Raw genomic sequence first — 25,748 nt, 5'->3', positions numbered from 1 at the left:
GGCGATTCCTCCTGTGGGAGCGGGCTTGCTCGCGAAAGCGGTGGATCAGCCAATCCAGCAGTGACTGACATGACGCTTTCGCGAGCAAGCCCGCTCCCACAGAGGAAACGGCGTCAATGAAACGTAACTTTCCCGAACAAGGTTCCCGACCGCTGATCAGGTAGTTCAGCTTTTTGACACTTGCCCGACATTCGGTCACAACTTTCCCGCTCCGTCAGGTCATAACCCTGTGGTCGCCGATGGAATATTGGCATCTACCGTGGTTCCAGCCCGATACGGAGATAAGCTCATGATTTTCAACGTACAAAATTTTGGCGCCAAAGGAGACGGTATTACCGATGACACCGCGGCCATCCAGGCAGCGATTGACGCGGCGGCAGCGGCAGGTGGGGGCGAGGTGTATGTGCCGGCCGGAACCTACATCGTTTCGGGGGGTGAGGAACCTTCCGACGGTTGCCTGATGCTCAAGAGCAACGTCCACCTGTATGGCGACGGCATGGGCGAGACCACCGTCAAGGTGGCCGACGGCTCCGACACCAAGATCACCGGCGTCATCCGCTCCGCCTATGGCGAAGAAACCCATGATTTCGGCATCAGCCAACTCACCATCGACGGCAACCGCGACCACACCACCGGCAAGATCGACGGCTGGTTCAACGGTTATATTCCCGGCGAAGAAGGCTACGACTCCAACGTCACCATCGACAGCGTCGAGATCAAGGACTGCTCCGGGTACGGCTTCGACCCCCACGAGCAGACCGTCAACATGGTCATCAAGAACAGCGTGTCCCATGGCAATGGCCTGGACGGCTTCGTGGCCGACTTCCTCAGCGACAGCACCTTCGAAAACAACGTCGCCTACGACAATGACCGGCACGGCTTCAACGTCGTCACCAGCACCCACGATTTCACCCTCACCAACAACGTTGCCTATGACAACGGCGGCAACGGCATCGTGGTGCAGCGCGGCAGCGAGAACATCCCCTCCCCTAGCAACATCACCATCACCGGCGGCGAGGTGTACGGCAACGGCGCCGAAGGCGTGCTGATCAAACTGTCCAGCGAAGTGACGGTCACCGGCGTCGACATCCACGACAACGCCAGCGCCGGGGTACGCATCTACGGCAGCAACCACGTCGAGATCCTGGACAATACCCTCAACAACAACTCCCTGGGCGGCGCGGTCCCGGAGATCATCATCCAATCCTACGACGACACCCTGGGCGTCTCCGGCAAGTACTTCAACGGCAGCGATAACACGATCCAGGGCAACCTCATCAGCGGCAGCGATCTGTCGACCTATGGCGTGGCCGAGCGCAACGAGGACGGCACCGATCGCAACGCGATCATCGCCAACACCATCAGCCACACCAGCAAGGGCGCGACGCTGATCTATGGCGATGGCAGCTACGTCAGTGCCACGGAACCGATGACCACCGTACAAGGCACGGCCGGCAACGACACGCTGCTGGGCACCAGCGCCAGCGAGATCTTCTATGGTGGCGCCGGCAACGACACCATCAACGGCGGCGCCGGTGGCGACATCCTGGTGGGCGGCGCGGGCGTCGACAAACTCACCGGCGGCACGGGCGCCGACACGTTCCGCTTCGCCAGCCAGTCCGACAGCTACCGCAACGCGACCACCAGCTTCGATGACACCATCACCGACTTCGACGTCACCCAAGACAAGATCGACCTCGCCGGCCTGGGCTTTACCGGCCTGGGCAACGGCCGGGGCGGCACCCTGCAGGTCAGCTACAGCGCCAGCAACGACCGCACCTACATCAAGGACTTCGACGCCGATGCCAGCGGCAATCGCTTCGAACTGATTCTTTCCGGCAACCTCGCCAGCACCCTGACGGCCAACAACTTCATCTTCAACCGGGTGATCACCGGCACCAGCGGCAACGACTCGCTGGCGGGCAGCGACTCGGCCGATACCCTGCTCGGCCTGGCGGGCAACGACAGCCTCAGTGGCGGCGCCGGCGATGACAAGCTCGACGGCGGGGCCGGCATGGACACCCTCACCGGCGGTGCCGGGGCGGACACCTTCGTGTTTTCCAACCGTCTGGACAGCTACCGCAACTACAACACCGGCGGCGTCAACCTGGGCGACCTGATCACCGACTTCAATGTCGCCTCCGACAAGATCGACCTGTCGGCCCTGGGCTTCACCGGCCTGGGGGACGGCAAGAACGACACCGTGTACCTGGTGCTCAACAGCGCCGGCACCAAGACCTACATCAAGTCCCTGACCGCCGACGCCAATGGCAACCGCTTCGAAGTGGCACTGGACGGTAACTACCTGAACACGCTGACCAGTGCCAACTTCGTCTTCGCAACGTCATCGCCGACCAACCATGCGCCGGTGGTGGCGACCCCACTGCTGGACCAGAGCGCGACGGAGAACACACCGTTCAGCTACGTAGTGCCGGCCAACAGTTTCAGCGACCCGGACAACGACAGCCTCAGCTACACCGCCAAACTGGCCGACGGCAGCGCCCTGCCCAGCTGGCTGGTGTTCGATGCCGCCACGCGCACGTTCAGCGGGACACCAAGCGACACCGCTTCGGGCACCTACTCCATACAAGTCACCGCCACGGATGGCAGCAACGCCACCGTCAGCGACAGCTTCACCCTCGCCGTGCAGGATGTACCCACCTCCGTCGTCATCAACGGCACGCCGAACAACGACACGCTGACCGGCACCGCGGCCAACGAACAATTGTTCGGTGGCGCCGGGAACGACACGCTCAATGGCGGCGCCGGGAACGACATCCTGGTCGGTGGTACCGGGGTGGACAAACTCACCGGCGGCACGGGTGCCGATGTGTTCCGCTACACCTCGAAGCTCGACAGCTACCGCACCAGCTCCACCAGCGCCAGTGACCAGATCCTCGACTTCGACGTGGCCGCCGACAAGATCGACGTCTCGGCGCTCGGCTACACCGGCCTGGGCAACGGCCTCAATGGCACCCTGCAACTGACCTACAGCGCCTCGTCCAACCGCACCTACCTCAAGGACCTGACCGTCGATGCCAACGGCAACCGCTTCGAAGTGTCGCTGGCGGGCAACCTGGTCAGCAGCCTGACGGCCAACCACTTCGTGTTCGCCGACCAGAACAGCCCCGGTAACGTGGCGCCGGTGGTGGCCATTCCGCTGCTCGACCAGACTGCCAGCGAAAGCACGCCGTTCCGCTACACCGTGGCCCACGACAGCTTCACCGACGCCAACCAGGACGTGTTGACCTACACCGCGACCCTCGCCGACGGCAGGGCCCTGCCCGCGTGGCTGACGTTCAATGCCACTAGCCTGACCTTCAGCGGCACGCCGACCAGCACCGCATCCGGTAGCTATGACGTGCTGGTCAAGGCCACCGATCCTTCGGGTGCTTCGGTCAGCGACAACTTCGCCCTGGTGGTGGCCGACGCACCGGCCAACACCATCACCGGGACCAGCAGCGCCGAGACCCTCAACGGTACCACCGGCGCGGACCTGATCCTCGGCCTGGGCGGCAACGACACGATCAAGGCCGACACCGGCGCGGACATCGTCGACGGCGGCGCCGGACGCGACTCGCTGTACGGCGGCGATGGCGCCGATACCTTCCGCTACACCAAGGTGCTCGACAGCTACCGCGACTACGACACCGGTGGCGTGACGGCCACCGACACGGTCTATGATTTTACCGTGGGCGTGGACAAGATCGACGTGTCCAGCCTGGGCTTCACCGGCCTTGGCGACGGCACCAACGGCACGCTGTACATGACCCTGAACTCGGCCGGCGACAAGACCTACATCAAGTCCGCCGAAGCCGACGCCGATGGCAACCGCTTCGAGATCGCCCTCAACGGCAACTACCTCAACACCCTGACCGCCAGTGATTTCGTGTTCGGCGAGCGCGCCCAGCAAGACATCCTCTACCTGCCGACCCTCGGCCAATCCAATGCACGCCTACTGCGCATGACCGAGGATGACGATCAATCCGGCACCTCGATGCTGGTCAAGGACCTGGACCGCTACACCACCTATGACGTACGCAGCCAGTTCACCGACGCCGACGGCAATGGCATCGATATCGCGGTGGGCGGCAGCACCGTCAACGGCTTGTCGACACTGAGCCCCGAAGAGCTGAAGCTGTGCTGGTGGCTGACCGACACCAACCAGCCCGGGCCCGCGCTGTTGCGCGCCGTGACATTGCTCAAGGACCAGCTCAGCGAACTCAAGGCCATCGATAACGTCACCATGGGCATCATCTGGGGCCAGGGCGAAGAAGGCGCCCAGGAGATTGCCCGCGCCACCGACAAGCAGGCAGCGGCCGCTGCCTACAAGGCCGCGACACTGAAGGTGTTCGACTACCTGCATGCCCAGCTCGGCAATTTCAACGTGTACCTGATGGAAACCGGTCACTACGAGCAGGATGCGGCGCGAGCCCGTGGCTATTCCGAGGAAAAGATTGCCGCGATTGTCGAAGGTGTCGGCTATGTCCGCGCCGCCCAGGAAGCCATGGCGGCCGAGCGCGCCGACGTCAAGCTGGCGGTGGACTACACTGACCTGCCGTTGCGCTACGAAGTCGATCCGCTGGTGTACCCGGACGACGTCTGGCATCTGCACGAGGAATCGGCGGAAGTCGTCGGCCAGCGACTGGCCGACTACATCGCCGACGACCTGGGCTTCCATGGCGATCCCAACGACAACAACAGCGTGCAGGACATTTTCGACCACGCCAACCAGGGCGGGATGATCTCAGGTACCGACCAGGCGGACACCCTGGTGGGCAGCTCGGGCAACGACACCCTGGATGGCGACCTGGGGGCGGACTCCCTGACCGGTGGCGATGGCAATGACATCTACGTGGTCGATAACGCCTTCGACAGCGTGGTGGAAACCAACACCTCGACCTCACAGATCGATACGGTAAAGGCCTCGGTCAGTTGGACACTGGGGGCCAATCTCGAGAACCTGGTGCTCACCGGCGTCTCGGAGATCGATGGCACCGGCAATGAACGACGCAACTTCATCACCGGCAATATCGCCAACAACGTGCTCGACGGAGCCGCCGGCAACGACAGCATGAGCGGTGGCGATGGCAATGACACGTACTATGTCGACAATACCGGCGACACGGTGATCGAGACCAACAGCAATGCACTGTCCGGGGGCATCGACAGTGTGCACAGCCGCCTGGCGACCTACACCCTCACCAGCAACGTCGAGAACCTGTATATCGACACGCCCGATGCGGCCAACGGCACGGGCAATACGCTGGATAACACGTTGTTCGCCGGCGCCGGAAACAACGTGCTGGACGGGCGTGAAGGCAACGATACGGTGTCCTTCGCGCAGGCGCTGGCGGGGGTGACCGTGACGCTCTCGACGTCGGCGCAACAGAACACCGTAGGCTCGGGCCTCGATACGTTGAAGAACTTCGAGAACCTGACTGGCAGTGCCTACGCCGACACCCTGACCGGCAACAGCGCCGGGAACATCCTGGATGGCGGCGCGGGCAACGATACGCTGGTGGGTGGCTCGGGGGATGACCGCTTGATCGGCGGCGCCGGGACCGACAACCTTACCGGTGGCACCGGCGCGGACACCTACGTGTTCGGAGCACTGGCGGACATGGGCACCGGAACCTTGCGCGATGTGATCAACGGCTTCAAGAGCGCCGAACTGGACCACTTGGATCTCACCGGACTGGACGCCAACCCGTTGACCGCCACTATCGATGCCTTCACCTTCATTGGCAGTAACGCCTTCGACGCCACCAATGCCACCGGTCAGTTGCGCTTTGCCGACGGCATTCTCTACGGCAGCGTCGACGCCGATGCTACCGCCGAGTTCGAGTTCGAACTGGTCGGCGTCAAGGAACTGCACGCCAGCGACTTCACGGCGTGAACCCTTGGGTGAGGGCTGGGTTGCCCGCGATGGCGGTGGGTCAATTGGCATCGAGGCTGAATGTGCCGCCGCCTTCGCGGGCAAGCCCGCTCCCACAGGGGATCAGTAGCGTGTGCAAATCCTGCATTCACCCAAGACAATTGTGGGAGCGGGATTGCTCGCGAAAGCTGTAGATCAGCTTGCACTGATGCTGAATATTCCGCCGCCTTCGCGGGCAAGCCCGCTCCCACAGGGGATCAGTAGCGTGTGTAAATCCTGCATTCACCCAGGATCAAATGTGGGAGCGGGCTTGCTCCGGGCGGCGTTCCGACGATGGCGGCAGTCCATCGAACCTCAATGGAACTGCCACCCTGCGACGGTCAAAGCGCTTCGCGGCCCGGGACTCCGTCCACCAACCGCAGGATCCCCAACGGGTTGGCATTTTTCAGGGGTTCCGGCAGCAGGTTGTCGGGGTAGTTCTGGAAGCATACCGGCCGCAGGAAGCGGTCGATGGCCAGGGTACCCACCGATGTGCCGCGGGCATCGGAGGTGGCCGGGTAAGGGCCGCCGTGGACCATCGAGTCACACACCTCGACACCCGTCGGGTAACCGTTGAGCAGGATCCGGCCGACTTTCTGCTCCAGCAACGGCGTCAATTCGCTGAACCGCTGGAAATCATCCGGCTCGCCGATCATGGTCGCGGTGAGTTGACCATGCAGGCCGTTCAGCGCGGCACTGAGTTGCGCCTGGTCGGCCACTTCGACGAACACGGTGGTCGGGCCGAACACCTCCTCCTGCAACGCCTCGTCCCCCTCGATCAACAGGCTGGCGTCGGCCTTGAACAGCTGCGGCTGGGCCTGGTTGCCCTGCTGTGGGCGTCCGGCCAGGTGCTCGATGCCCGGGTGAGCCAGCAACTTCTGCAAGCCCTTGCCATAACTCTGCAAGGTACCGGCATTGAGCATGGTCTGTGGCGCCTGGTCACCGATCAGCGCGGCGACCTGCTGGGTGAAGGCCGTAAACTGCGGCGAGCGGATGCCAATCACCAGGCCCGGGTTGGTGCAGAACTGACCGCAGCCCATCACCACCGAGGCGGTCAGGTCGCGAGCAATACTGTCGGCGCGGGTCGCCAGCGCTTCAGGCAGGACGATCACCGGGTTGATGCTCGACATCTCGGCAAACACCGGGATCGGCTGCGCACGCGCGGCGGCCATGTCGCACAGGGCCCGCCCACCCCGTAGGGAACCGGTGAAACCCACGGCCTGGATGGCCGGGTGCTTGACCAGCCACTCACCGACGCCACCGCCGTAGATCATGTTGAAGACCCCGGCCGGCATCGCGGTTTTTTCGGCGGCACGGATGATCGCATCGGCCACCCACTCTGCGGTCGCCATATGGCCGCTGTGGGCCTTGAACACCACCGGGCAGCCGGCCGCCAGGGCCGACGCGGTGTCGCCGCCAGCCGTGGAAAAGGCCAGCGGGAAATTGCTGGCGCCGAACACCGCCACCGGGCCCAGGCCGATGCGGTACTGACGCAGGTCCGGGCGCGGCAGCGGTTGGCGCTCCGGCAGGGCCCGATCGATACGCGCGCCGTAGAAATCGCCGCGGCGCAGGACTTTGGCGAACAGGCGCATCTGCCCGCTGGTACGACCCCGCTCACCCTGGATCCGTGCCGCAGGCAACGCGGTTTCACGGCAGACCACGGCGACGAACGCATCGCCCAAGGCATCCAGCTCATCGGCGATGGCCTCGAGAAACTCGGCCCGGCGCACGGCGCTCAGGCTGCGGTAAGCCGGGTAAGCCGCGGCGGCCGCCTTGGCGGCTGCATCGACCTCTTCAGCCGTGGCCTGCATGAAATCACCCGGCAAGGCTTCGCCAGTGCTGGCGTCGAGGCTCTGCAAACGCGTCTGGCCGGCCGCACTGCGCGCCCCACCGATGTAGTTGTGACCAAGGATCTGGTTCATCGCAAGTCTCCTCTTAAAGTGTGCCGATAGTACCCGGGTTGAACGCCGCGTCCACCGGGGCAATGCCGTTGACCAGCGGCGCGCCGAATTCGGCCTGGCTGATTTCGAACACGTCCCCCGGCTGGGTACGGATGCCATCGGCGAACGACAGGGTCGCGGTGCCGAAGAAGTGAACGTGCACATCCCCCGGACGCAGGAACTGACTGTACTTGAAATGGTGGAATTCCAGGTTTTCGAGGCTGTGGCACATGTTGGCCTCGCCGCTGAGGAATTCGTTCTGCCACAGCACTTCGCCGTTGCGCAGGATACGACTGCTTCCGGAAAGATGTTGAGGCAATTCACCGACACGAAGTTCCGGACCAAAACTGCAACTGCGCAGTTTCGAATGGGCCAGGTACAGGTAATTCTTGCGCTCCATCACATGATCGGAAAATTCGTTGCCCACCGCGAAACCCAGGCGATAAGGCTTGCCGTCGAGGCCGATGACGTAGAGGCCGCTGATTTCCGGCTCTTCGCCGGCGTCTTCGGCGAACGGCGGCAACGGGAACGGATGACCCGGACGGACGACAATGCTGCCGTCACCCTTGTAGAACCATTCCGGTTGCACGCCGGCCTGGCCGGCCTGGGGCTTGCCGCCCTCGACGCCCCACTTGAAGATGCGCATGGTGTCGGTCATGGCGGCTTCGTCGCCAGCCTGCTGGTGCATCTTGTCCCGGGCCGAGGCGCTGCCCAGGTGGGTCAGGCCGGTGCCGCTGACCAGCAGGTGCGCCGGGTCCGGGTGATCCAGCGGCGGCAGGATCCGCAGCTCGGCGAGCAACCGCGGGTAATCATACTCGGCGCCGAATCCCAGGCCATTGACCTGCTCTGCAAGCTTCACACCCGCCTCGATGGCCGCCAGCGCCAGCTCACGCACGGTCTGCGCCCCCAGCACTTCGCGCACCTGATCGCCCTCGACCACACCGACGCGGCGTTCACCGTTGGGTAATTCGAATTGAACTAAACGCATGGATCTCTCCTTGTAAACAAACCTTGAACACACCGCCAATCCCCTGTGGGAGCGGGCTTGCCCGCGAAGACGGTGGCACAGTCAATATTTATGCAAGCTGACCCACCGCTTTCGCGAGCAAGCCCGCTCCCACAGTGACCGCCACAGCCATCAAAATCAGGTACGCGTCGCCCCCCGCGCACTGGCCGCGAACTGGTCGGCCGGCAGCACATGCCTGCGCTCCAGCAGGCGATACACTACGCCGGTCAACACCAGGCCGAACACCATCACACAGGACAGGAAGTACAGCCCAGAGGCCAGGTTGCCGGTGTATTCCTTCAGCGCGCCAATCACGAACGGCCCGATGTAGCCACCCAGGTTACCCACCGAGTTGATCAAGGCGATGCCCGCCGCCGCACTGGCGCCGGCAAAGAAACGTCCCGGCAAGGTCCAGAACACCGCCGTGCAGGAAAACAGGGCAAACGCCACCAGGCACAGCGCCGCCAGTTGCAGCACCGGCACCGACAACCACGCACTGAGGAACAGCCCCATGGCGCCCAAGACATAAAGCACGGCCAGGTGACCATAGCGATCATTCAAGCGGTCGGAGCTGCGGGGTATGATCAGCAATCCGACAATGCCGAAAATATACGGCACTGAAGACACGAATCCGGTCACCAGATCACTGCCACCGAACTGCTTGATCAGCGTCGGCAACCACAAGCCCAGGCCATAGATACTCAGGGTCACCGGCAGGTAGAACAGCGCCAGCAGCAAGACCCGTTTGTCCTTCAGGGCATGCAGCGGGTTACCGTGGCGGGTCTGGCCGTACTCCTGCAGATCCTTTTTCAGCTCACCGGTCAGCCAGTCCTTCTCGGCCTGGTCCAGCCACTTCACCTGTTGCGGGCCATCCGGCAGGTAGCGCAGCACCGGCCAGGTCAGCAACACCGCCGGCAGGCCGATGACAATGAACAACCACTGCCAGCCGTGCAGGCCCAATACGCCGTCCATGCCCAGCAAGCCGCCGGACACCGGACCGGTGATCATCATGGCGATGGGCTGCGAAAGAATGAACAGCCCCAGGATCTTGCCGCGATGGCGAACCGGGAACCATTGGGTGATGTAGTACAGCACGCCGGGGAAGAATCCGGCTTCGGCGGCGCCGAGCAAAAAGCGCATCACATAGAAGCTGTGGGGGCCCTGCACAAACGCCATGCCGATGGTGATCGCGCCCCAGGTGATCATGATCCGGGCGAACCAACGCCGGGCACCGAACCGTTCGAGCATCAGGTTGCTGGGAATCTCCAGCAGGAAATAACCGATGAAAAACAGCCCTGCGCCCAGGCCGTAGGCGGCATCGCCGATACCCAGGTCGGCGCCCATGTGCAGCTTGGCAAAGCCCACCGCAGAGCGGTCTACATAGGCGATCAGGTACAACAGGATCAGGAAGGGAATCAGTTTCAGCGTGATGCGACGGATAAGCCGCAATTCCTGGCTCATGGGACCGGTCTCCGATTGTTGTTGTTATGGAACCACGGGGGATTTCTCTCGCGAATGCACGCCAGGACAATCCCTCCATTGAGCTGGACTATATAGTAATACTATTTACCCAACAACACTTCCAAAGCGTGCAAATTGCGCTTATGTTACGCTTCATCCGGAACAATATAGTCATACAATAAGAGAATCGATCATGTCTGATAAAAAACCCTCCCTGCGCTCGGCCCAATGGTTTGGCACTGCCGACAAAAACGGCTTCATGTACCGCAGCTGGATGAAAAATCAGGGCATTGCCGACCATCAATTCCATGGCAAGCCGATCATCGGCATCTGCAACACCTGGTCGGAGCTGACCCCGTGCAACGCGCATTTCCGGCAGATTGCCGAGCACGTCAAGCGCGGCGTGATCGAAGCCGGGGGCTTCCCGGTGGAATTCCCGGTGTTCTCCAACGGCGAATCGAACCTGCGCCCTACCGCCATGTTGACCCGCAACCTGGCGAGCATGGACGTGGAAGAGGCGATTCGCGGCAACCCGATTGACGGCGTGGTGCTGCTCACCGGTTGCGACAAGACCACCCCCGCCCTGCTGATGGGGGCCGCCAGTTGCGACGTACCGGCCATCGTCGTCACCGGTGGCCCCATGCTCAACGGCAAGCACAAGGGCCAGGACATCGGTTCCGGCACGGTGGTCTGGCAATTGAGCGAGCAGGTGAAGGCCGGCACCATCACCCTCGACGACTTCCTCGCGGCCGAGGGCGGCATGTCCCGCTCGGCCGGCACCTGCAACACCATGGGGACCGCCTCGACCATGGCGTGCATGGCCGAAGCCCTCGGCACGTCGTTGCCCCATAACGCCGCGATTCCGGCCGTGGACGCGCGCCGCTATGTGCTGGCCCACATGTCCGGCATGCGCGCGGTGGAAATGGTCCGTGAGGACCTGAAGCTGTCGAAGATCCTCACCAAGGAAGCCTTTGAAAACGCCATCCGCGTCAACGCCGCTATCGGCGGCTCCACCAACGCGGTGATCCACCTCAAGGCCATCGCCGGGCGCATCGGCGTGCAGTTGGACCTGGACGACTGGACCCGCATCGGCCGGGGCATGCCGACCATCGTCGACCTGCAGCCGTCCGGGCGCTTCCTGATGGAAGAGTTCTACTACGCCGGTGGCCTGCCTGCCGTATTGCGTCGTCTCGGTGAAGCCAATCTGATCCCTCACCCGAATGCCCTGACCGTCAACGGCAAGAGCCTCGGAGAAAATACCAAGGATGCGCCGATCTACGGCCAGGACGAAGTCATCCGCACCCTGGACAACCCGATCCGCGCCGACGGCGGCATCTGCGTGCTGCGCGGCAACCTGGCGCCTTTGGGGGCGGTGCTCAAGCCCTCCGCCGCCACCCCCGAGCTGATGCAGCATCGAGGTCGCGCGGTGGTGTTCGAGAACTTCGACGAGTACAAGGCGCGGATCAACGATCCGGAACTGGATGTGGATGCCGACTCGATTCTGGTAATGAAGAACTGCGGACCCAAGGGTTATCCGGGCATGGCCGAAGTGGGCAACATGGGCTTGCCGGCCAAGCTGCTGGCCCAGGGCGTGACCGACATGGTGCGGATTTCCGACGCACGCATGAGCGGCACCGCCTATGGCACCGTGGTGTTGCACGTGGCACCGGAGGCTGCGGCCGGCGGTCCTCTTGCAGCGGTGAAAGAAGGTGATTTCATCGAGCTGGATTGCGCCAGCGGCCGCCTGCACCTGGACATTTCCGACGCCGAACTGGCCGCCCGCCTGGCTGACCTGGCCCCGCCACAGCAACTGCTGGTGGGCGGCTACCGTCAGTTGTACATCGACCATGTCCTGCAAGCGGACCAGGGCTGCGACTTCGACTTCCTGGTGGGCTGCCGCGGCGCCGAGGTGCCGCGACACTCCCACTGACCCTGCAAATCCCATGTGGGAGCGAGCTTGCTCCGGGCGCCGATCCGACGATAGCGCACTGTCAGCCAGCATCCATGTCGGCTGACTCGCCGCCATCGCGAGCAGGCTCGCTCCCACAGGGGGATCTGCATCTCACATACAATCGCACTAGCGACCCGCCCTCGCTGCGCCTGCTATCATGCGTAGCATCTCCTCCACAGGATCGCGCCGCACCCCATGGATTACCGCAAACCCTCCGACCGCAAAAGCATGCACGCACGCATCGTCCAGGAACTGGGCATGCAGATCGTGTCCGGACGCTTCAAGCCCGATGACAAGCTGCCCGCCGAAGCCTTGCTCTGCGAAGAATACGCCGTGAGCCGTCCGGTACTGCGTGAAGCCACGCGGGTGCTGGTCGCCAAGGGCCTGGTGTATTCGCGGCCGCGCGTGGGGACGGTGGTCAAGGCCCGGCGGGAATGGCACATGCTCGATCCGGATGTATTGCACTGGCTGATGCAGAGCAGCCCGCAGAACGAGTTCTTCGGTTTGCTCACCAGCGTGCGTAGCATCATCGAACCGGCCGCAGCCGCCCTGGCCGCACAGTTCGCCACCGACGCCGACATCGCCGCCATCCGCGAAGCCTACGAGCGCATGGACGCGGCACCGACGCCCGAAGCCCTGCTGCAACCGGACCTGGATTTCCATAGCCGGATCGCCGACGCCACCCACAATGACCTGCTCGCCAACCTGTGCAACATGTTGTCGGTGGCCATCGCCGAAGCGCTCAAGCATTCCAACCAACGGCCCAACCTGCATGAACTGGCGATGCCACGGCACAAGGCGATCCTCACCGCCATCGAGAACCGTGATGCCCTCGGCGCCCGCCATGCCACCCTGGTGCAACTGGACGATGCACGCAGTGCGCTGAACGTCGTGCTGGGCAACGATCCGTCCTGATCAACCGATTGTAGCGAACCGGTCATTCATCCCGTCGATGCCAGCGAAAGGACCTTTCACAACCGCTCTTCGGTAGGGTGGTATTTATGTACCACCCGCTCAGGGCAGAGAAGTCGATACTTTTCTCACCGTCATCCCGACGGCCATGTTTTGTGAAAAGGACTTCTCATGACCGCCCCCTCCTCCGCTGACGCCATCCCCGCGTTGACGCAAAGTGTCAGCCTGCAATTCGCCAGCCACCCGACCTTCGAACAGGTCGTGCAACGCATGCTTGAACAAGCTATCAAGCGGACATATCCCTGGCTGGATGTCGACCTGGCCACGGTTCAATTGGCGACCCCGGACACTACCAGACGTACCTGGCATTTCCAGCCGTTCATGCCCGTGGTGCTCGATCATCTGGCCGTCGGCACGCCCGTGGACTTCAGCCCACAGGGCCACCTGGACTGTTTTCTATCCGACATCCCACCGCGCCGCCTGCGGGCAGGCAACCGCGAGGTGGACATCCAGATCATCAAGCAATCGCTGCTGGAACTGGCCTGGAGCGTACCGCTCGGGCTGGAGGATGCGCTGGTCCGTTATTGGGGCGACGACATTGACGCAGCCGATACGAAGCGCCGCGGCAACCGCTGGCGCTGGCTCAGCGATGTGCTGAGGAACATGCTGAGCATCCGCGGGCTGCAACAGCCCGACCTTGCTGACACGGCACGCGAGATGCTCGATCAGGTCGTCCGCTGGCCAGACCGGGAGCGGCGCTTTCGTCTCGACCGACAGGCACCTGTGTACGCCTATAACCTGGAAACCCGGGTCACCCGGGGTACCACCAGTACCGTACTGGTGGGCAGCGAGATTCTCCTGGTCCGCACCACAAAAGGCGCCACGGAGTTCCTGCTGTGCAGCCCCGGCAGCGCGGTGCAATCCTTTGCCTCTGTGGAAGCTTTTTATCAGCATTGGGGCGCATCGATCGCCAGCCGTTACACCGTCGACACCGTCACCTGCCAACGCTACGAGATAAGCGGCGACGTCTTCGAGAGCCAGGCGGCAATGTTGCTGGAGCAGCAACTGGCCGAGTTGAAGGCGGTACGGCTGCCAGCCGGGATCGGCCTGCAGAACCTGAAGGATCTCTATAACGACCTGAGCGACCCGGCACGCTACCTGCTGGAAGCCCCTCGGCTCTCACCGCAGACCTCGGCACGCCTGGCCCCCTTGCTGCCCCGCTGGCTGAAAAAAGCCTCCATCGTCGACCAGACGAAGCTCCAGCACCACAGCCTGACCCTGGCCAGCGCCAAAAAACGCCATCAGGGCCAGACCTTTCTCAGCGGCATCGAGGACATCAAGGCTTTCACCGCCAGCGCCTTGTCCGGCCGCATGCGGCAAGCCAATGACAGCAGCCCGGACAAGGTGCCATCGGGCCAGTACCAGCCCGACGATGTGCTGCTGAACTTCACCGTTTCCGCAGGCTATCCCGGGACCATCGGCCTCAGCGAGAAGCGGCAGATGAGCCTGACCGAACTGGCCATCCACAACCTGGTCGCCCGCCCCAGCGGCCGCTTCACGCTCAGCCATCGTCGTAGCCTGACATTGCCGGCCTGGTTGACGCCGGGCTTCGTGACCGGGCTGATCGAACAGGTCGACATTGGCACCACCTATCCGCGCTACCTGCAACAGCACCTGCTCGGTAGCTCGTCCCAGGCAAAGAGCCGTCAACGGATCTTCGCCGAACAGATTCCTGCGCAACTGGCCCTCGACGCGCTGAAACAGCGGCTGAACAACGAAAACGGCATGACTCTCCAAGGCCAGCGCCTGCTGGAAGCCGTTCTTCAACCTGACGTGGCGAGCCAACAGGTCAACGGTCGCCCGGTGGTCATTCGCCACCTCGGTCTGGTGCGCAGGCCCCAGGCCCAGCCCGACATCGTGGCCAACATGTTCCTTATCGAAGCGCAGGACACCACCACCGGCCCGCATCTGCTGTATCGGCCGCTCCATACCCCCATGCTGCAAGCGTTCCCGACAAGGGAGGCGCTGCTGCAAGCCATCGCCACCGCCGGAGACCTGCAGGATAGCGTCCTGACCTGGCTGTCCGACTCGGCCCGCCCGGTGTACGCCAACGGCGGCTTCCTGGAACCGCACATCGTGCGGTTCTTCCCCGGCGACGAGTTCAACGTTCCCGACAAACCCGCCCCGGCCACGCTCGCCACGGCAGACACCCACGGCGAACTGCTGCAAGCGCTGCACAACGGCGAGCTGATGCAGTATCTCTATGGCTGCAACGCCCAGGCTTTGATCACCCAGGCCGACCGAGACTCGGTGTCCAACAGCGAGAGCCGCTGGGCGGTGTTGCTCCGGGGCGGCAGCCTGTTGTTCAACACGCTGTTGTTCCCCTTGCTGCGCGGCCCGGTCATGACCACTGTCTGGCTATGGAACCTGATGGCCAGCGCCCAACAGGACATTCCAGCCCTGATCAGCGAGGATCCAGTGACACGGGAGCTGGCCGCCGTCGACCTGCTCGTCAACCTGGCCATGCTGGTGGGCCAACTGCCCACCGGCCATGCGCCGGTCACCCGTGCGGCAGTGCCCGAATCGGTGAAGAAGCAAGCCATGCTCCCCCCGGCACCTCAGGCCATTGCCGAGCAGTGGCCCGTGCCGGCACCGCCCACCGTCGTGGAGGGAACCATCGCCATGCCTGGCGCCCACGCCGATGCTGCCAGTAGACGCCTGGACTTCAGCTTCGCCAGCGCCCGCCAGCGCCTGACATCGGAACAACGCACCCGGCTGCTGAACTTGCAGACAACGCGCCCTGCGACAATGCCCGAACCCATCGGATATGGCCCGTACAAGGGTTTGTACGTGATCGCCCAAAAATGGCATGCCGAGGTGGAAGGCGTTCTGTATCAGGTCACCCCTGAAGCGGACGGCAGCGCGACCATCGTCGACCCACTCGACCCCAGCCGGAACGGTCCGCCGTTGAAAGCCGACAGCGAGGGGCGCTGGTCCCTCGATCTGCGCCTGCGCCTGCTGGGCGGCTCGCCCCCCAAACGGTTGCAAGCACAGCGCGACCTCAATCTGGAGCGAAGGCGGGTACTACAAGAGGAATACAATCAGGTGGTCAAGGGAGACGCAGCTCGAGGCAGAGCCCTGCAAGTGGCCCAGGAAGTGATGATCAGGCTCGATAGCGGAGCGAACTATACCGAGGCACAACGCACGGCGAAGCGCAAAGTGTACTATGACCTGCTTCAGGAACAGACCGACCTTTATCTGAAGCTGGTGAACAGCGCGCCCGAGCGGGCCAGCCTGGGCATCGAGCTATCCCCGGCAGCCTTGCGCGGGATGATGGAAAACGTGGTGAACAATGCCCGCAAAGCCGTCATCGTCACCGAAAATCAACGCACGGCCGTCATCAATGCCCATCCTCAGTTTAAAGGGGAGGTCAATCAGATGGAGGCCGTCCTCATTAACCTGCAGGAATACCTGAAGTATCTCGAGACCCTGAGCGATCTCAATGATCAGGCGATCCATTGGCTGGAGCTCAAGGACGATTTTCTCGATCGACTATTGAATCTGGATGAGGCCGGCGCCCAGGCGTTCGAGCGCCTCACCAAAGACCGGCCGCACGACGAAATAAACTCAATCAGCAGCAAAGCCCTGCAATTCGCTACGCTTCCGATGCTGTCGGTCAAGAACTCCAGTTCCAACCTGTCCGAGAGCCTGCTGCACATCGTCGTGCCCTTGGGGGAACAAGTGCGCTCCCATTGCGAACTGCGAATGTACGAGCTCCCCGCCTCGGAACAGCTTGAGGTGCTGACCAGCCTGACCGAGCAGTACGGCAAGTCCCTGGACGCCTTGCAGGGGATCAAGACCCTCTACCTCGACCACCTCAACGAAGCCTATTTCGACAGGTTACTCAGGCTGGTCGACAGCCTGTATCAGGAGGTCTCCAGCAAACTCGCCGCAGAAATCAAACCCGAGCCAACGCCGCGCAGGCGTGCGCCAAAACAGTCCAGGGTGCCCGCCGGACGCCCACAGAAAAAGGTGATCAGGACCCGCAACAGAGGCGTCCTGATCGGTGACTTGAAGCCGGCCGGCACGGCCCTGCCGATTGAAGTCGTCGAGCTGCGTTTCAACGATACGCTATTGTCCACCTACTCGCGTCACGACGATGTGTGGGATGCCGTCGATATACGCAAACCAACCCCGGCGCCCAAGACGAGATCGGTCAAGGCGATCAAGGGCGATGTGCACCAAATGCTCGATGAGCTGGACGAACGTCTGCGCCGTGCTGAAAGCTACAAGAAACACTGCCGTCATCCTCAGGAAATCGAGGAGATCATGAACAATGAGGCGAGTCGTTTCCGTAAGCTTTCCGAAGAGCTTGACCGGGCCCTCGCCGCGTCGCAAACCCCACGCACGCCGGCAGATCAGGCACTGAGCAAGCAGCTGTCGGACGCCATATCGAGCCTGACCACCAGGGGCAACGCCCTGCGCACCGAATTGAGTCTGAAACTGCCGCCTACCGACGGCAACCTGCGGTTTCTGTTCGAAAAAAACCTGATACAAGTCGCACGGCTCGGCGATCGCAAGGCCTTGAAAGGGAGCCGCAAGGACTTCCTCCAGGAATACGCCATCAACGACCGTGATGGCTTCCCCCTCTGGTACGCGCATTTCCACTACGAAACGGCTGATACACCGAAGGCGGACTACAGCGTCGCGCACTTGAAAACCAAGGAGCAGCGCCGGGAGCACTACCACTCGTTACTCGCCAAGGCCGATAGCCCTTATGCGGTGGTGAATGTGCATCGGGGGCAGCTCAGCAAGTCCCTGGCGCAGGGCAAGTTCTTGCCGTTGGCGCCGTGATCACTGGCTAAGGTAATTCTTGTGGCGAGGGGATAAATCCCCTCGCCACAAAACTGTGTTTGGCAGTGGCCCCATCAATGGGCAAACAACGAATTCCCCTTCTGCCCCGCCAGCTTCTCAGGCTTGATCAGGAACCGCGCCAGCGCCGGCAACAGCCACAGCGCGCCGAACATGTTCCACAGCAGCATGAACGTCAGCATCAACCCCATGTCCGCCTGGAACTTGATGGCCGAGAAGATCCAGGTGCACACGCCGATGGCCAGGCACAGGCCGGTGAACAGCACCGCCTTGCCGGTGGATTTCAGCGTCTGGTAATAAGCTTCCTGCAACGGCAACCCAGCCCTCAGGAAGCTTTCCAGGCGGCTATAGATGTAGATACCGTAGTCCACGCCAATCCCCACCCCCAGCGCCACCACCGGCAGGGTCGCGACTTTCACGCCGATACCCATGAACGCCATCAGGGCGTTGCCCAACACCGAAGTCAGTACCAGCGGCAGGACAATGCACAGGGTCGCGGCCCAGGAGCGGAAGGTGATCATGCACATGGTCGCCACGCAGATGTACACCAGGATCAGGATGGTCAGTTCCGACTCCTTGATCACTTCGTTGGTGGCGGCTTCGATGCCGGCGTTACCGGCGGCCAGGATGAACTCCAGGCCATCGCGGTTGTTTTCCTTGGCGAAGGCCTGGACCGCTTTTACCGCACGATCCAGGGTCTCGGCCTTGTGGTCGTTGAGGAATACCAGCACCGGTGCCAGGGAGCAGCTGTTGTTATACAGGCCATCGGCCCGGGCGATGGAGTTGTTCAGCACGTCGGGGTTGCGCGAAAGGGTTTCCCATTTCAGGTTGCCCTCGTTCATGCCCTTGATCATCTGCTTGGACACGGTCACCAGGGAAATCGCCGATTGCACGCCCTCGGTGTTCTGCATCTTCCACATCAGCTCATCGATCGGTGCCATGGCTTCGTAGCGCGAGCAGCCTTCGGCCTTGGTCTTGACCATCACCACCAGCACATCGGAACTGGTGGAGTAATTGCTGATGATGAAGTTGTTGTCCTGGTTGTAGCGCGAGTCGGGACGCAGTTCCGGCGCACCCTGGTCCAAGTCGCCAATCTTCAGGTTCTGGCTGTACCACAGGCCACCACCGAAGGCGAGCACCGCCAGGGCAATGGACACCGGCGCGACCTTGGCACTGGCGAAGTTCGACAGTGACCGCCAGAACGGATGCTCGCGGTTCGCGTCTTTCTTGCTGCGCTCGACGGCGCGCTTGCTGATGCCGACGTAGGAAATCGCCACCGGCAGCAGGATCAGGTTGGTGAACACGATCACCGCCACGCCGATGGACGCTCCGATGGCCAGCTCGCGGATCACGCCGATGTCGATGATCAGCAAGGTAATGAAGCCTACCGCATCCGCCAGGATCGCGATCATCCCCGGCAGGAACAGTTGCCGGAACGTGCGCCGCGCCGCCGTCAGGGCGTTATCCGCCTCGCTGGACTGCAAGGCGATGCCGTTGATTTTCTGCACCCCGTGGGAAATCCCGATGGCGAAAATCAGGAACGGCACCAGCATCGAGTAGGGATCGAGGCCGAAGCCGGCCGCGTGCATCAGCCCCAGTTGCCAGACCACCGCCACCAGCGTGGTGCTCAACACCGCGATGGTGCTGCGCATGCAGTGGGTGAACCAGTACAGCAGGACCAGGGTGATGACGAAGGCCACGCCGAAGAACATCACCACCATGATCAAGCCATCGATCAGGTCGCCGACCTTCTTCGCGAACCCGACGATGTGGATCTGTACGTTGGGGTTCTGGGCTTCGAACTTGTGGCGGATCTTGTCTTCGAGCTCGTGGGAGAATTTCTGGTAGTCCAGTTTCAGCAACTTGCCCTGGTCCTGGGGATCCGGGTAGGACTCCAGCAACGGGATGTCGACGATGCTCGATTTGAAATCGTTGGCCACCAGCCGCCCGACCTGGCCGGACTTGAGCACGTTGTTGCGCAGCAGTTCGAGACTGTCGGCCGAACCGTTGTAGCTCTGGGGGATCACTTCGCCGCCGGCGAAGCCCTCTTCCGTCACTTCGGTCCAGCGCACGCTCGGGCTCCACAACGACTTGAGGCCGGAGCGGTCGACGCCGGAAATGTAGAAGACCTCGTCATGGATCTGGCGCAGGGTCTCCATGTAGTCCTTGGAGAAGATGTCGCCGTTGGTGGCTTCCACGGAAATCCGCACGGTGTTGCCAAGGTTCGCCAGGTCGTTGCGATGTTCGAGCATCTTCTCGATGAACGGATGCTCGAGGGGAATCATTTTCTCGAAGCTGGTGGAGGGACGGATCAGCGTGGCCTGCCAGAACAGGAAAATACTGACCAACAAGCAAATGACGATCACCGCCGGGCGGTTGTTGAAAATCAGGCGCTCGAGGAACGTCGCCTTGTCTTGGTGATGACTGCTCATGGGGTCCGCCTTCTTGTTATTGTGCCCGACTCATATGCGCGGCTCATTTGTTCAGTTCAGCGCCGCTGGCCGTGGTGACTCGCACGCCCCCCTGTCCGGCCAGGATCAGGTTGCCATTACCCGCCGCCGTGACGGCCGCCACGGAAATCCGGTCCGGACGGTTGAAGACGCTGAAGGTCACGCCGTCGTCGGTGCTGCGCACCACGCTGCCGCCGTTGCCGACGATCACGATGGAACCGTCCGGCAACAAGGTCGCCCCTGACAGGCCGAACTCCAGGGCGCCCCGGGCGGCCTTGAGCTCGACCTGCTCCCAGGAGCCGCCGAAATCGGTGGAACGATAGAGGTTGCCGCGCAAGCCGTAGGCCAGCAGCGTCGAAGGTTGGGCGGTGCCGATGACGCCGAACAGCGAACCTTCGTAAGGGCCTTCGAGCTTCTCCCAGGTCTGGCCCCAGTCGGCGGAGCGGAACATGCTGCCGGCCTCGCCGACGATGAACAGCCCGGCATCCTTTACCGCGGTGATGGCGTTGAGGTGGAACTGGTCTTCGTTGTCGAGACGGTCACTGGCGTCTTCCCAGTGCTTGCCACCGTCGGTGGTTTCGAGCAACGCACCGTAGGCACCCACGGCGAACCCCTGGCTGGCGTCCTTGAACCAGACGTCCAGCAACGGCGCTTCACGGGTGAGGTCTTCGTATTGCCGGGTCCAGGTGCTGCCGCCGTCTTCACTGGCGAGGATCTGCGCGTCGTGCCCCACGGCCCAGCCGTGTTTGTCATCGACGAAGAATACGGCGGTAAGCAGTTGGCGGGTCGGCACCTTGGCCTGGGTCCAGGTGTTGCCCTGGTCGTCCGAATAGACAATGTGCCCACGATCACCGACGGCTACCAGGCGCTGGCCGGCGTGGGCCACGTCGAGCATCAGGGTCTTGCTGGCCTTGGCCGATTCGACCGCATAGATGACGTCGGTTGTCGTGGCTGCAACGGCCAGCGCCGGCGCCGACAACACAACAGAGCCCAGCAGCGAGAGCGCCGAGACCAGCAACGCGACTCGCCGCAGCACAGGCTGGCGGGCGCGACCCACGGCCATGACAGGCTCGTTCATAGACCTTTTCCCCCATTATTATTGTTCGGCCATACGGCCTTTCAGGGCGCCGTAGGCAGCTCGATCGGGGCGCAAACCTGCAATCTAGAGCCACTTCGGAAGCTGACCTATCCTATCGGGCTTTCAGAAGGCCTGACAATCGACGCCGCGTTATCTTTTGTTAACCAGGGGGGTTGGCGCAGGGGGTGAATGGCGGGGTATTCGGTGGGGTGATGGCTGTATTCCAAAGGTAGATCGATGTTGCTCCATTCGCGAGCAAGCCCGCTCCCACAGGGATCTGCGGCGGACACAAAGCTCGTGCACACCACAGCTCCTGTGGGAGCGGGCTTGCTCGCGAATAAAGGCACCGCGGTCTAAAAGACAAACCGCGGCATCAACCTCAAGCCAGGCTCTTGCTCACCACCTCGAACACATCGCTGGACAGCGCGCCGGACGCCAGGATGCGCTCAAGCTCGGCTTTCATCAGCGCCTGGCGGGCGTTGTCGTATTTGCGCCAGCGGGTCAGCGGCGCCAGTTGTCGCGAGGCGATCTGCGGGTTGAAGCCGTTGAGCTGGATGACCAGGTCCGCCAGGAAGCGGTAACCCGAGCCGTCGGCGGCATGGAAGTTGATCAGGTTCTGCCCGGCGAACGCACCGATCAGTGCCCGCACCTTGTTCGGGTTCTTGATGTTGAACGCCGGGTGCTCCATCAGCGCCTTGACCCGCGCCAGGCCACCCGGCAACGGGCTGCCGGCCTGGACGCTGAACCACTGGTCCATGACCAGCGGGTTACCCTTGAAGTTCTCCGCGAATACTTCCAGCGCCCGGGCCTTCTCGGTTTCGAATGGCGAATTGACCAACACCGCCAGGGCCGTGAGGCGTTCGGTCATGTTGTCGGCGCTGTCGAACTGCTCCAGGGTCGCGCTCAGCACTTCGGGCTTGTCGGTCAGCATCAGGTACGACAAGGCGATGTTCTGCAATGCACGGCGGGCAAAATGCTCGGCTTCGGCCACATACGGCGTGCGCTTCGACAAGTCGCGGTTGGCCTCGTAGCGCAGCCACAGAGCTTCGAACAGGTTGTCGGCCAATTGCTGGCGGGCGAACTCACGGGCGGCATGGATCGCCTCGACATCGGCCACTTCGCTGATTTCCGTCAGATAGGCTTCGCTTGGCAGCGAGAGCATTTCCGCGACCATGGCCTGATCCAGGGATTCGTCCGACAGCACCGTGCGCAAGGCAGTCATCAGACGCGGGTCCAGTACCAGGCTCGCGCCTTGCTGATGCTGGGCAATCAGTTCCTGCAACACCTGCACGGACAGTTGCTGGCCGGCATCCCAGCGGTTGAAGCCGTCGCTGTCGTGCTGCATCAGGAACATCAATTGGTCGCGGTCATACGGGAAGCTCAGCTTCACCGGCGCCGAGAAGCCACGCAGCAAAGACGGCAGCGGTTTTTCGACGATGTCGACGAAAGTGAAGGTCTGCTCGGCTTCGGTCACCGAGATCACTCGGGACGTGCCGTTTGCCGCCGCTTCGCCGCTCAGGCGCAACGGGATCTCGGCCCCCTGGCTGTCCAGCAGGCCCAGCTCGACGGGAATCACGAACGGCAGTTTTTCCGCCTTGTCCGGAGTCGGCGGGCAGCTCTGGCGGAAGGTCAGGCTATAGGTCTTGGCGGCGGCATCGTAGGATTCGCTGACCGCCAGCCGTGGCGTACCGGCCTGGCTGTACCAGCGCTTGAACTGGGTCAGGTCGACACCGTTGGCATCTTCCATGGCCTTGACGAAATCGTCGCAGGTCACGGCCTGGCCGTCGTGGCGCTGGAAGTAGAGATCGCTGCCCTTGCGAAAGCCTTCAGGGCCCAACAGGGTGTGGATCATGCCGACCACTTCCGAGCCCTTTTCGTACACAGTCAGGGTGTAGAAGTTGGAAATCTCGATGAAGCTGTCCGGGCGCACCGGATGGGCCATGGGGCCGGCGTCTTCGGCGAACTGGTGGGTACGCAGGTAGGCCACGTCCTGGATGCGTTTGACGGTGGCGGAGTTCATGTCGGCCGAGAACCCGGCGTCACGGAACACCGTGAAGCCTTCCTTGAGCGACAGCTGGAACCAGTCGCGGCAGGTCACGCGGTTGCCCGACCAGTTATGGAAATATTCGTGGGCGACGATGGCCTCGACCCGCTGGTGCGCGGCGTCGGTGGCGGTCTCGGCGCGGGCCAGTACCGCGCTGGAGTTGAAGATATTGAGGCCTTTGTTCTCCATGGCGCCCATGTTGAAGTCGTTGACCGCGACGATCATGAAGATATCCAGGTCGTACTCACGGCCGTACACCTCCTCGTCCCAGCGCATGGACTTCTTCAGGCTGGTCATGGCGTGCTGGCATTTGTCGATGTTTTCCGGCTCGACGTAAATGCGCAGCGCCACGCTGCGTTCGGTCATGGTGGTGAAGGTGTCTTCGACGCACCACAGGTCACCCGCCACCAGGGCGAACAGATAGGCAGGCTTCTTGAACGGGTCTTCCCAGGTCACCCAGTGCCGGCCGTCTTCGCCGGGGCCGCTGGCAATCGGGTTGCCGTTGGACAGCAGCACCGGATAGCTGTGCTGCTCGGCCACCACGGTGGTGGTGAACTTGCTCATGACGTCCGGACGGTCGAGGTAGTAGGTGATCTTGCGGAAACCCTCGGCCTCGCACTGGGTGCAGAACATGCCGCCGGACTTGTACAGGCCCTCCAGGGCGGTGTTGGTTTCCGGGTGGATCCGCACCGTGGTGTCGACCGTGAAGGCCTGGGTCTTGGGCTGCAAGGTCAGGTGGCTGTCGTCCAACTGGTAGTCGCCCGACGCCAGGTCGGTGTCGTCGAGCTTGATCGAGACCAGCTCCAGATGTTGCCCGTCGAGCACCAGCGGCGGCAGCCCGGCACCCCGCTCGGGGTTACGACGCATCACCAGTTGCGCATGGACCAGGCTGTGGTCCTCGAACAACTCGAAGGTCAGGTGTGTCTCGTCGATCAGGTACTCGGGGGCCTGATAGTCCTTCAGGTAGATCATCTTCGGTTGTTCGGTGCGCATGGGTCGAATCCTTCTACTGATGCTGATGCACGGCGAGCTGGTAAGCCGTGTATTTACGAATGTTGATCACGCCGGTGTCGAAAATCAGGTACTGGCCCTTGATCCCCAGCAGTGTGCCTTCGGCAATCGGGTCCTTGTCCAGGTTGAAGCTGACGATCTTGGCCGGGTATTGCTCCACCGGGTAACGGATCTCGAGCGGTTCGACGTCCGCTATGGTCTGGATCGCCTGCAGGCCGAATCGTTCCTGCAAGCCCTGCAATCCCTGGGCGCAACTTTCAAACAACGCGTCGCGGATCTTCGGCAGGTCAATCGCCACCGCATCGCCCTTGAGCAAGGCACGCCAGTTGGTCTTGTCCGCCACCTGGCTGCGGAACAGGTCTTCGACGAACCCCGACTGTTGGCGCGTGGCCACCCGCAGGATCGGCAATGCCTGGCTCGCGCCCTGGTCCAGCCAGCGAGTCGGTAGTTGCGTGGCGCGGGTGATCCCGACTTTCACGCCCGAGGAGTTGGCCAGGTACACCACATGATCGGTCATGCAGAACTGCTCACCCCACGCCGGCTCGCGACAGGTACCCGCGTCGAAATGGCAGCGCTCGGGGCTCATGATGCACACATCGCACTGCGCCAGTTTGGTCATGCAGGGGTAGCAATAACCCTGGCTGAAACTGGTCTTGGTCCGGCGTCCACAGTGACTGCAGTGGATCGCACCGAGAAACTCCAGGCGCACCGTGCTGCCGATCAACGGGTTGACTGGCACCTCGACATCACCCAGGCGAAAGGCATATTGAACGGTCGGCCCGTCCAGGCGTGCCGACATCTTGCTGATTGCACCGCGGCCGATCTCGATCAATGGATGGCATCCGACTTGAACAGGATGTTCGGCACTTCGATCGATTTCGACTGGCACTCCTGGGGGCCCATGTAACCGGTGCGCTCTTCTTCGGGCAGGTTCTGGATTTCCCAGGCGATCATCGCCTGCAACGACAACTCGCGTTGTTCGGCGGTGAGCTTGTTGCCATCGGCCCATTTGCCGATTTCCACGGCCAGCTTCAGGCTCCTGTAGATGTCGGGGGTGATGTTCTGGATCATTTCGTTGAACGAGGACATGGGGTCTCCGCGCGTTC

At 62.5% G+C, this 25,748-nt stretch carries 12 protein-coding genes; 4 read left to right on the top strand and 8 right to left on the bottom strand.

The genetic code is table 11. The features are described from left to right. Positions 1–289: 289 nt before the first annotated feature. Positions 290–5,899 carry a putative Ig domain-containing protein gene (locus FBX99_RS21870; protein WP_145132869.1) on the top strand — a complete coding sequence of 1,870 codons (5,610 nt, stop codon included), beginning with the start codon at positions 290–292 and terminating at the stop codon, positions 5,897–5,899. Between the two features lie 359 nt (positions 5,900–6,258). Here the strand turns inward: FBX99_RS21870 and FBX99_RS21865 are convergent, their stop codons facing one another. The 3 genes from FBX99_RS21865 to FBX99_RS21855 all read right to left on the bottom strand — a co-directional run bounded on the left by FBX99_RS21865 (position 6,259) and on the right by FBX99_RS21855 (position 10,324). Then, complete coding sequence (locus FBX99_RS21865; protein ID WP_144929899.1) at positions 6,259–7,839, bottom strand: aldehyde dehydrogenase (NADP(+)); 1,581 nt, start codon at positions 7,837–7,839, stop codon at positions 6,259–6,261. 13 nt (positions 7,840–7,852) lie between these two features. Then, complete coding sequence (araD1, locus tag FBX99_RS21860) at positions 7,853–8,845, bottom strand: AraD1 family protein (RefSeq protein WP_144929898.1); 993 nt, start codon at positions 8,843–8,845, stop codon at positions 7,853–7,855. Between the two features lie 156 nt (positions 8,846–9,001). Next, on the bottom strand, positions 9,002–10,324 hold the full coding sequence (locus FBX99_RS21855; RefSeq protein ID WP_144929897.1) for an MFS transporter: 1,323 nt from the start codon (positions 10,322–10,324) through the stop codon (positions 9,002–9,004). A 193-nt stretch (positions 10,325–10,517) separates the two neighbouring features. Between FBX99_RS21855 and FBX99_RS21850 the strand changes: the two genes are divergently transcribed. The 3 genes from FBX99_RS21850 to FBX99_RS21840 all read left to right on the top strand — a co-directional run bounded on the left by FBX99_RS21850 (position 10,518) and on the right by FBX99_RS21840 (position 18,041). Continuing rightward, positions 10,518–12,254 (top strand): IlvD/Edd family dehydratase, encoded by a 1,737-nt coding sequence (locus FBX99_RS21850; RefSeq protein WP_144929896.1) that lies wholly within the window; start codon positions 10,518–10,520, stop codon positions 12,252–12,254. 216 nt (positions 12,255–12,470) lie between these two features. After that, positions 12,471–13,190 (top strand): FadR/GntR family transcriptional regulator, encoded by a 720-nt coding sequence (locus tag FBX99_RS21845; protein ID WP_041024160.1) that lies wholly within the window; start codon positions 12,471–12,473, stop codon positions 13,188–13,190. Positions 13,191–13,358: 168 nt separating this feature from the next. Then, a complete protein-coding gene (locus FBX99_RS21840; RefSeq protein WP_145132867.1) occupies positions 13,359–18,041 on the top strand; it encodes a dermonecrotic toxin domain-containing protein in 4,683 nt (1,560 codons plus the stop codon). Between the two features lie 74 nt (positions 18,042–18,115). Here FBX99_RS21840 and FBX99_RS21835 read toward each other — a convergent pair whose 3' ends face one another. The 5 genes from FBX99_RS21835 to FBX99_RS21815 all read right to left on the bottom strand — a co-directional run bounded on the left by FBX99_RS21835 (position 18,116) and on the right by FBX99_RS21815 (position 25,731). Next, complete coding sequence (locus tag FBX99_RS21835) at positions 18,116–20,491, bottom strand: RND family transporter (protein ID WP_144929894.1); 2,376 nt, start codon at positions 20,489–20,491, stop codon at positions 18,116–18,118. 43 nt (positions 20,492–20,534) lie between these two features. Continuing rightward, on the bottom strand, positions 20,535–21,587 hold the full coding sequence (locus FBX99_RS21830; RefSeq protein WP_145132865.1) for a YCF48-related protein: 1,053 nt from the start codon (positions 21,585–21,587) through the stop codon (positions 20,535–20,537). Positions 21,588–21,966: 379 nt separating this feature from the next. Further along, on the bottom strand, positions 21,967–24,624 hold the full coding sequence (pepN, locus tag FBX99_RS21825; RefSeq protein ID WP_144929892.1) for an aminopeptidase N: 2,658 nt from the start codon (positions 24,622–24,624) through the stop codon (positions 21,967–21,969). A 13-nt stretch (positions 24,625–24,637) separates the two neighbouring features. Further along, positions 24,638–25,474: a DUF2797 domain-containing protein gene (locus FBX99_RS21820; RefSeq protein ID WP_144929891.1), complete on the bottom strand. Its 837-nt coding sequence runs from the start codon at positions 25,472–25,474 to the stop codon at positions 24,638–24,640. Beyond that, positions 25,471–25,731: a YeaC family protein gene (locus FBX99_RS21815; protein WP_144929890.1), complete on the bottom strand. Its 261-nt coding sequence runs from the start codon at positions 25,729–25,731 to the stop codon at positions 25,471–25,473. The genes FBX99_RS21820 and FBX99_RS21815 overlap by 4 nt, the downstream gene beginning before the upstream one ends. Positions 25,732–25,748 lie beyond the last annotated feature (17 nt).

The organism is Pseudomonas sp. SJZ074, assembly GCF_007828215.1.
Taxonomy (GTDB): Bacteria; Pseudomonadota; Gammaproteobacteria; order Pseudomonadales; family Pseudomonadaceae; genus Aquipseudomonas.
The sequence above is the reverse complement of the archived record's forward strand: the minus strand, read 5'-3'. Positions and strand labels throughout refer to the sequence as shown.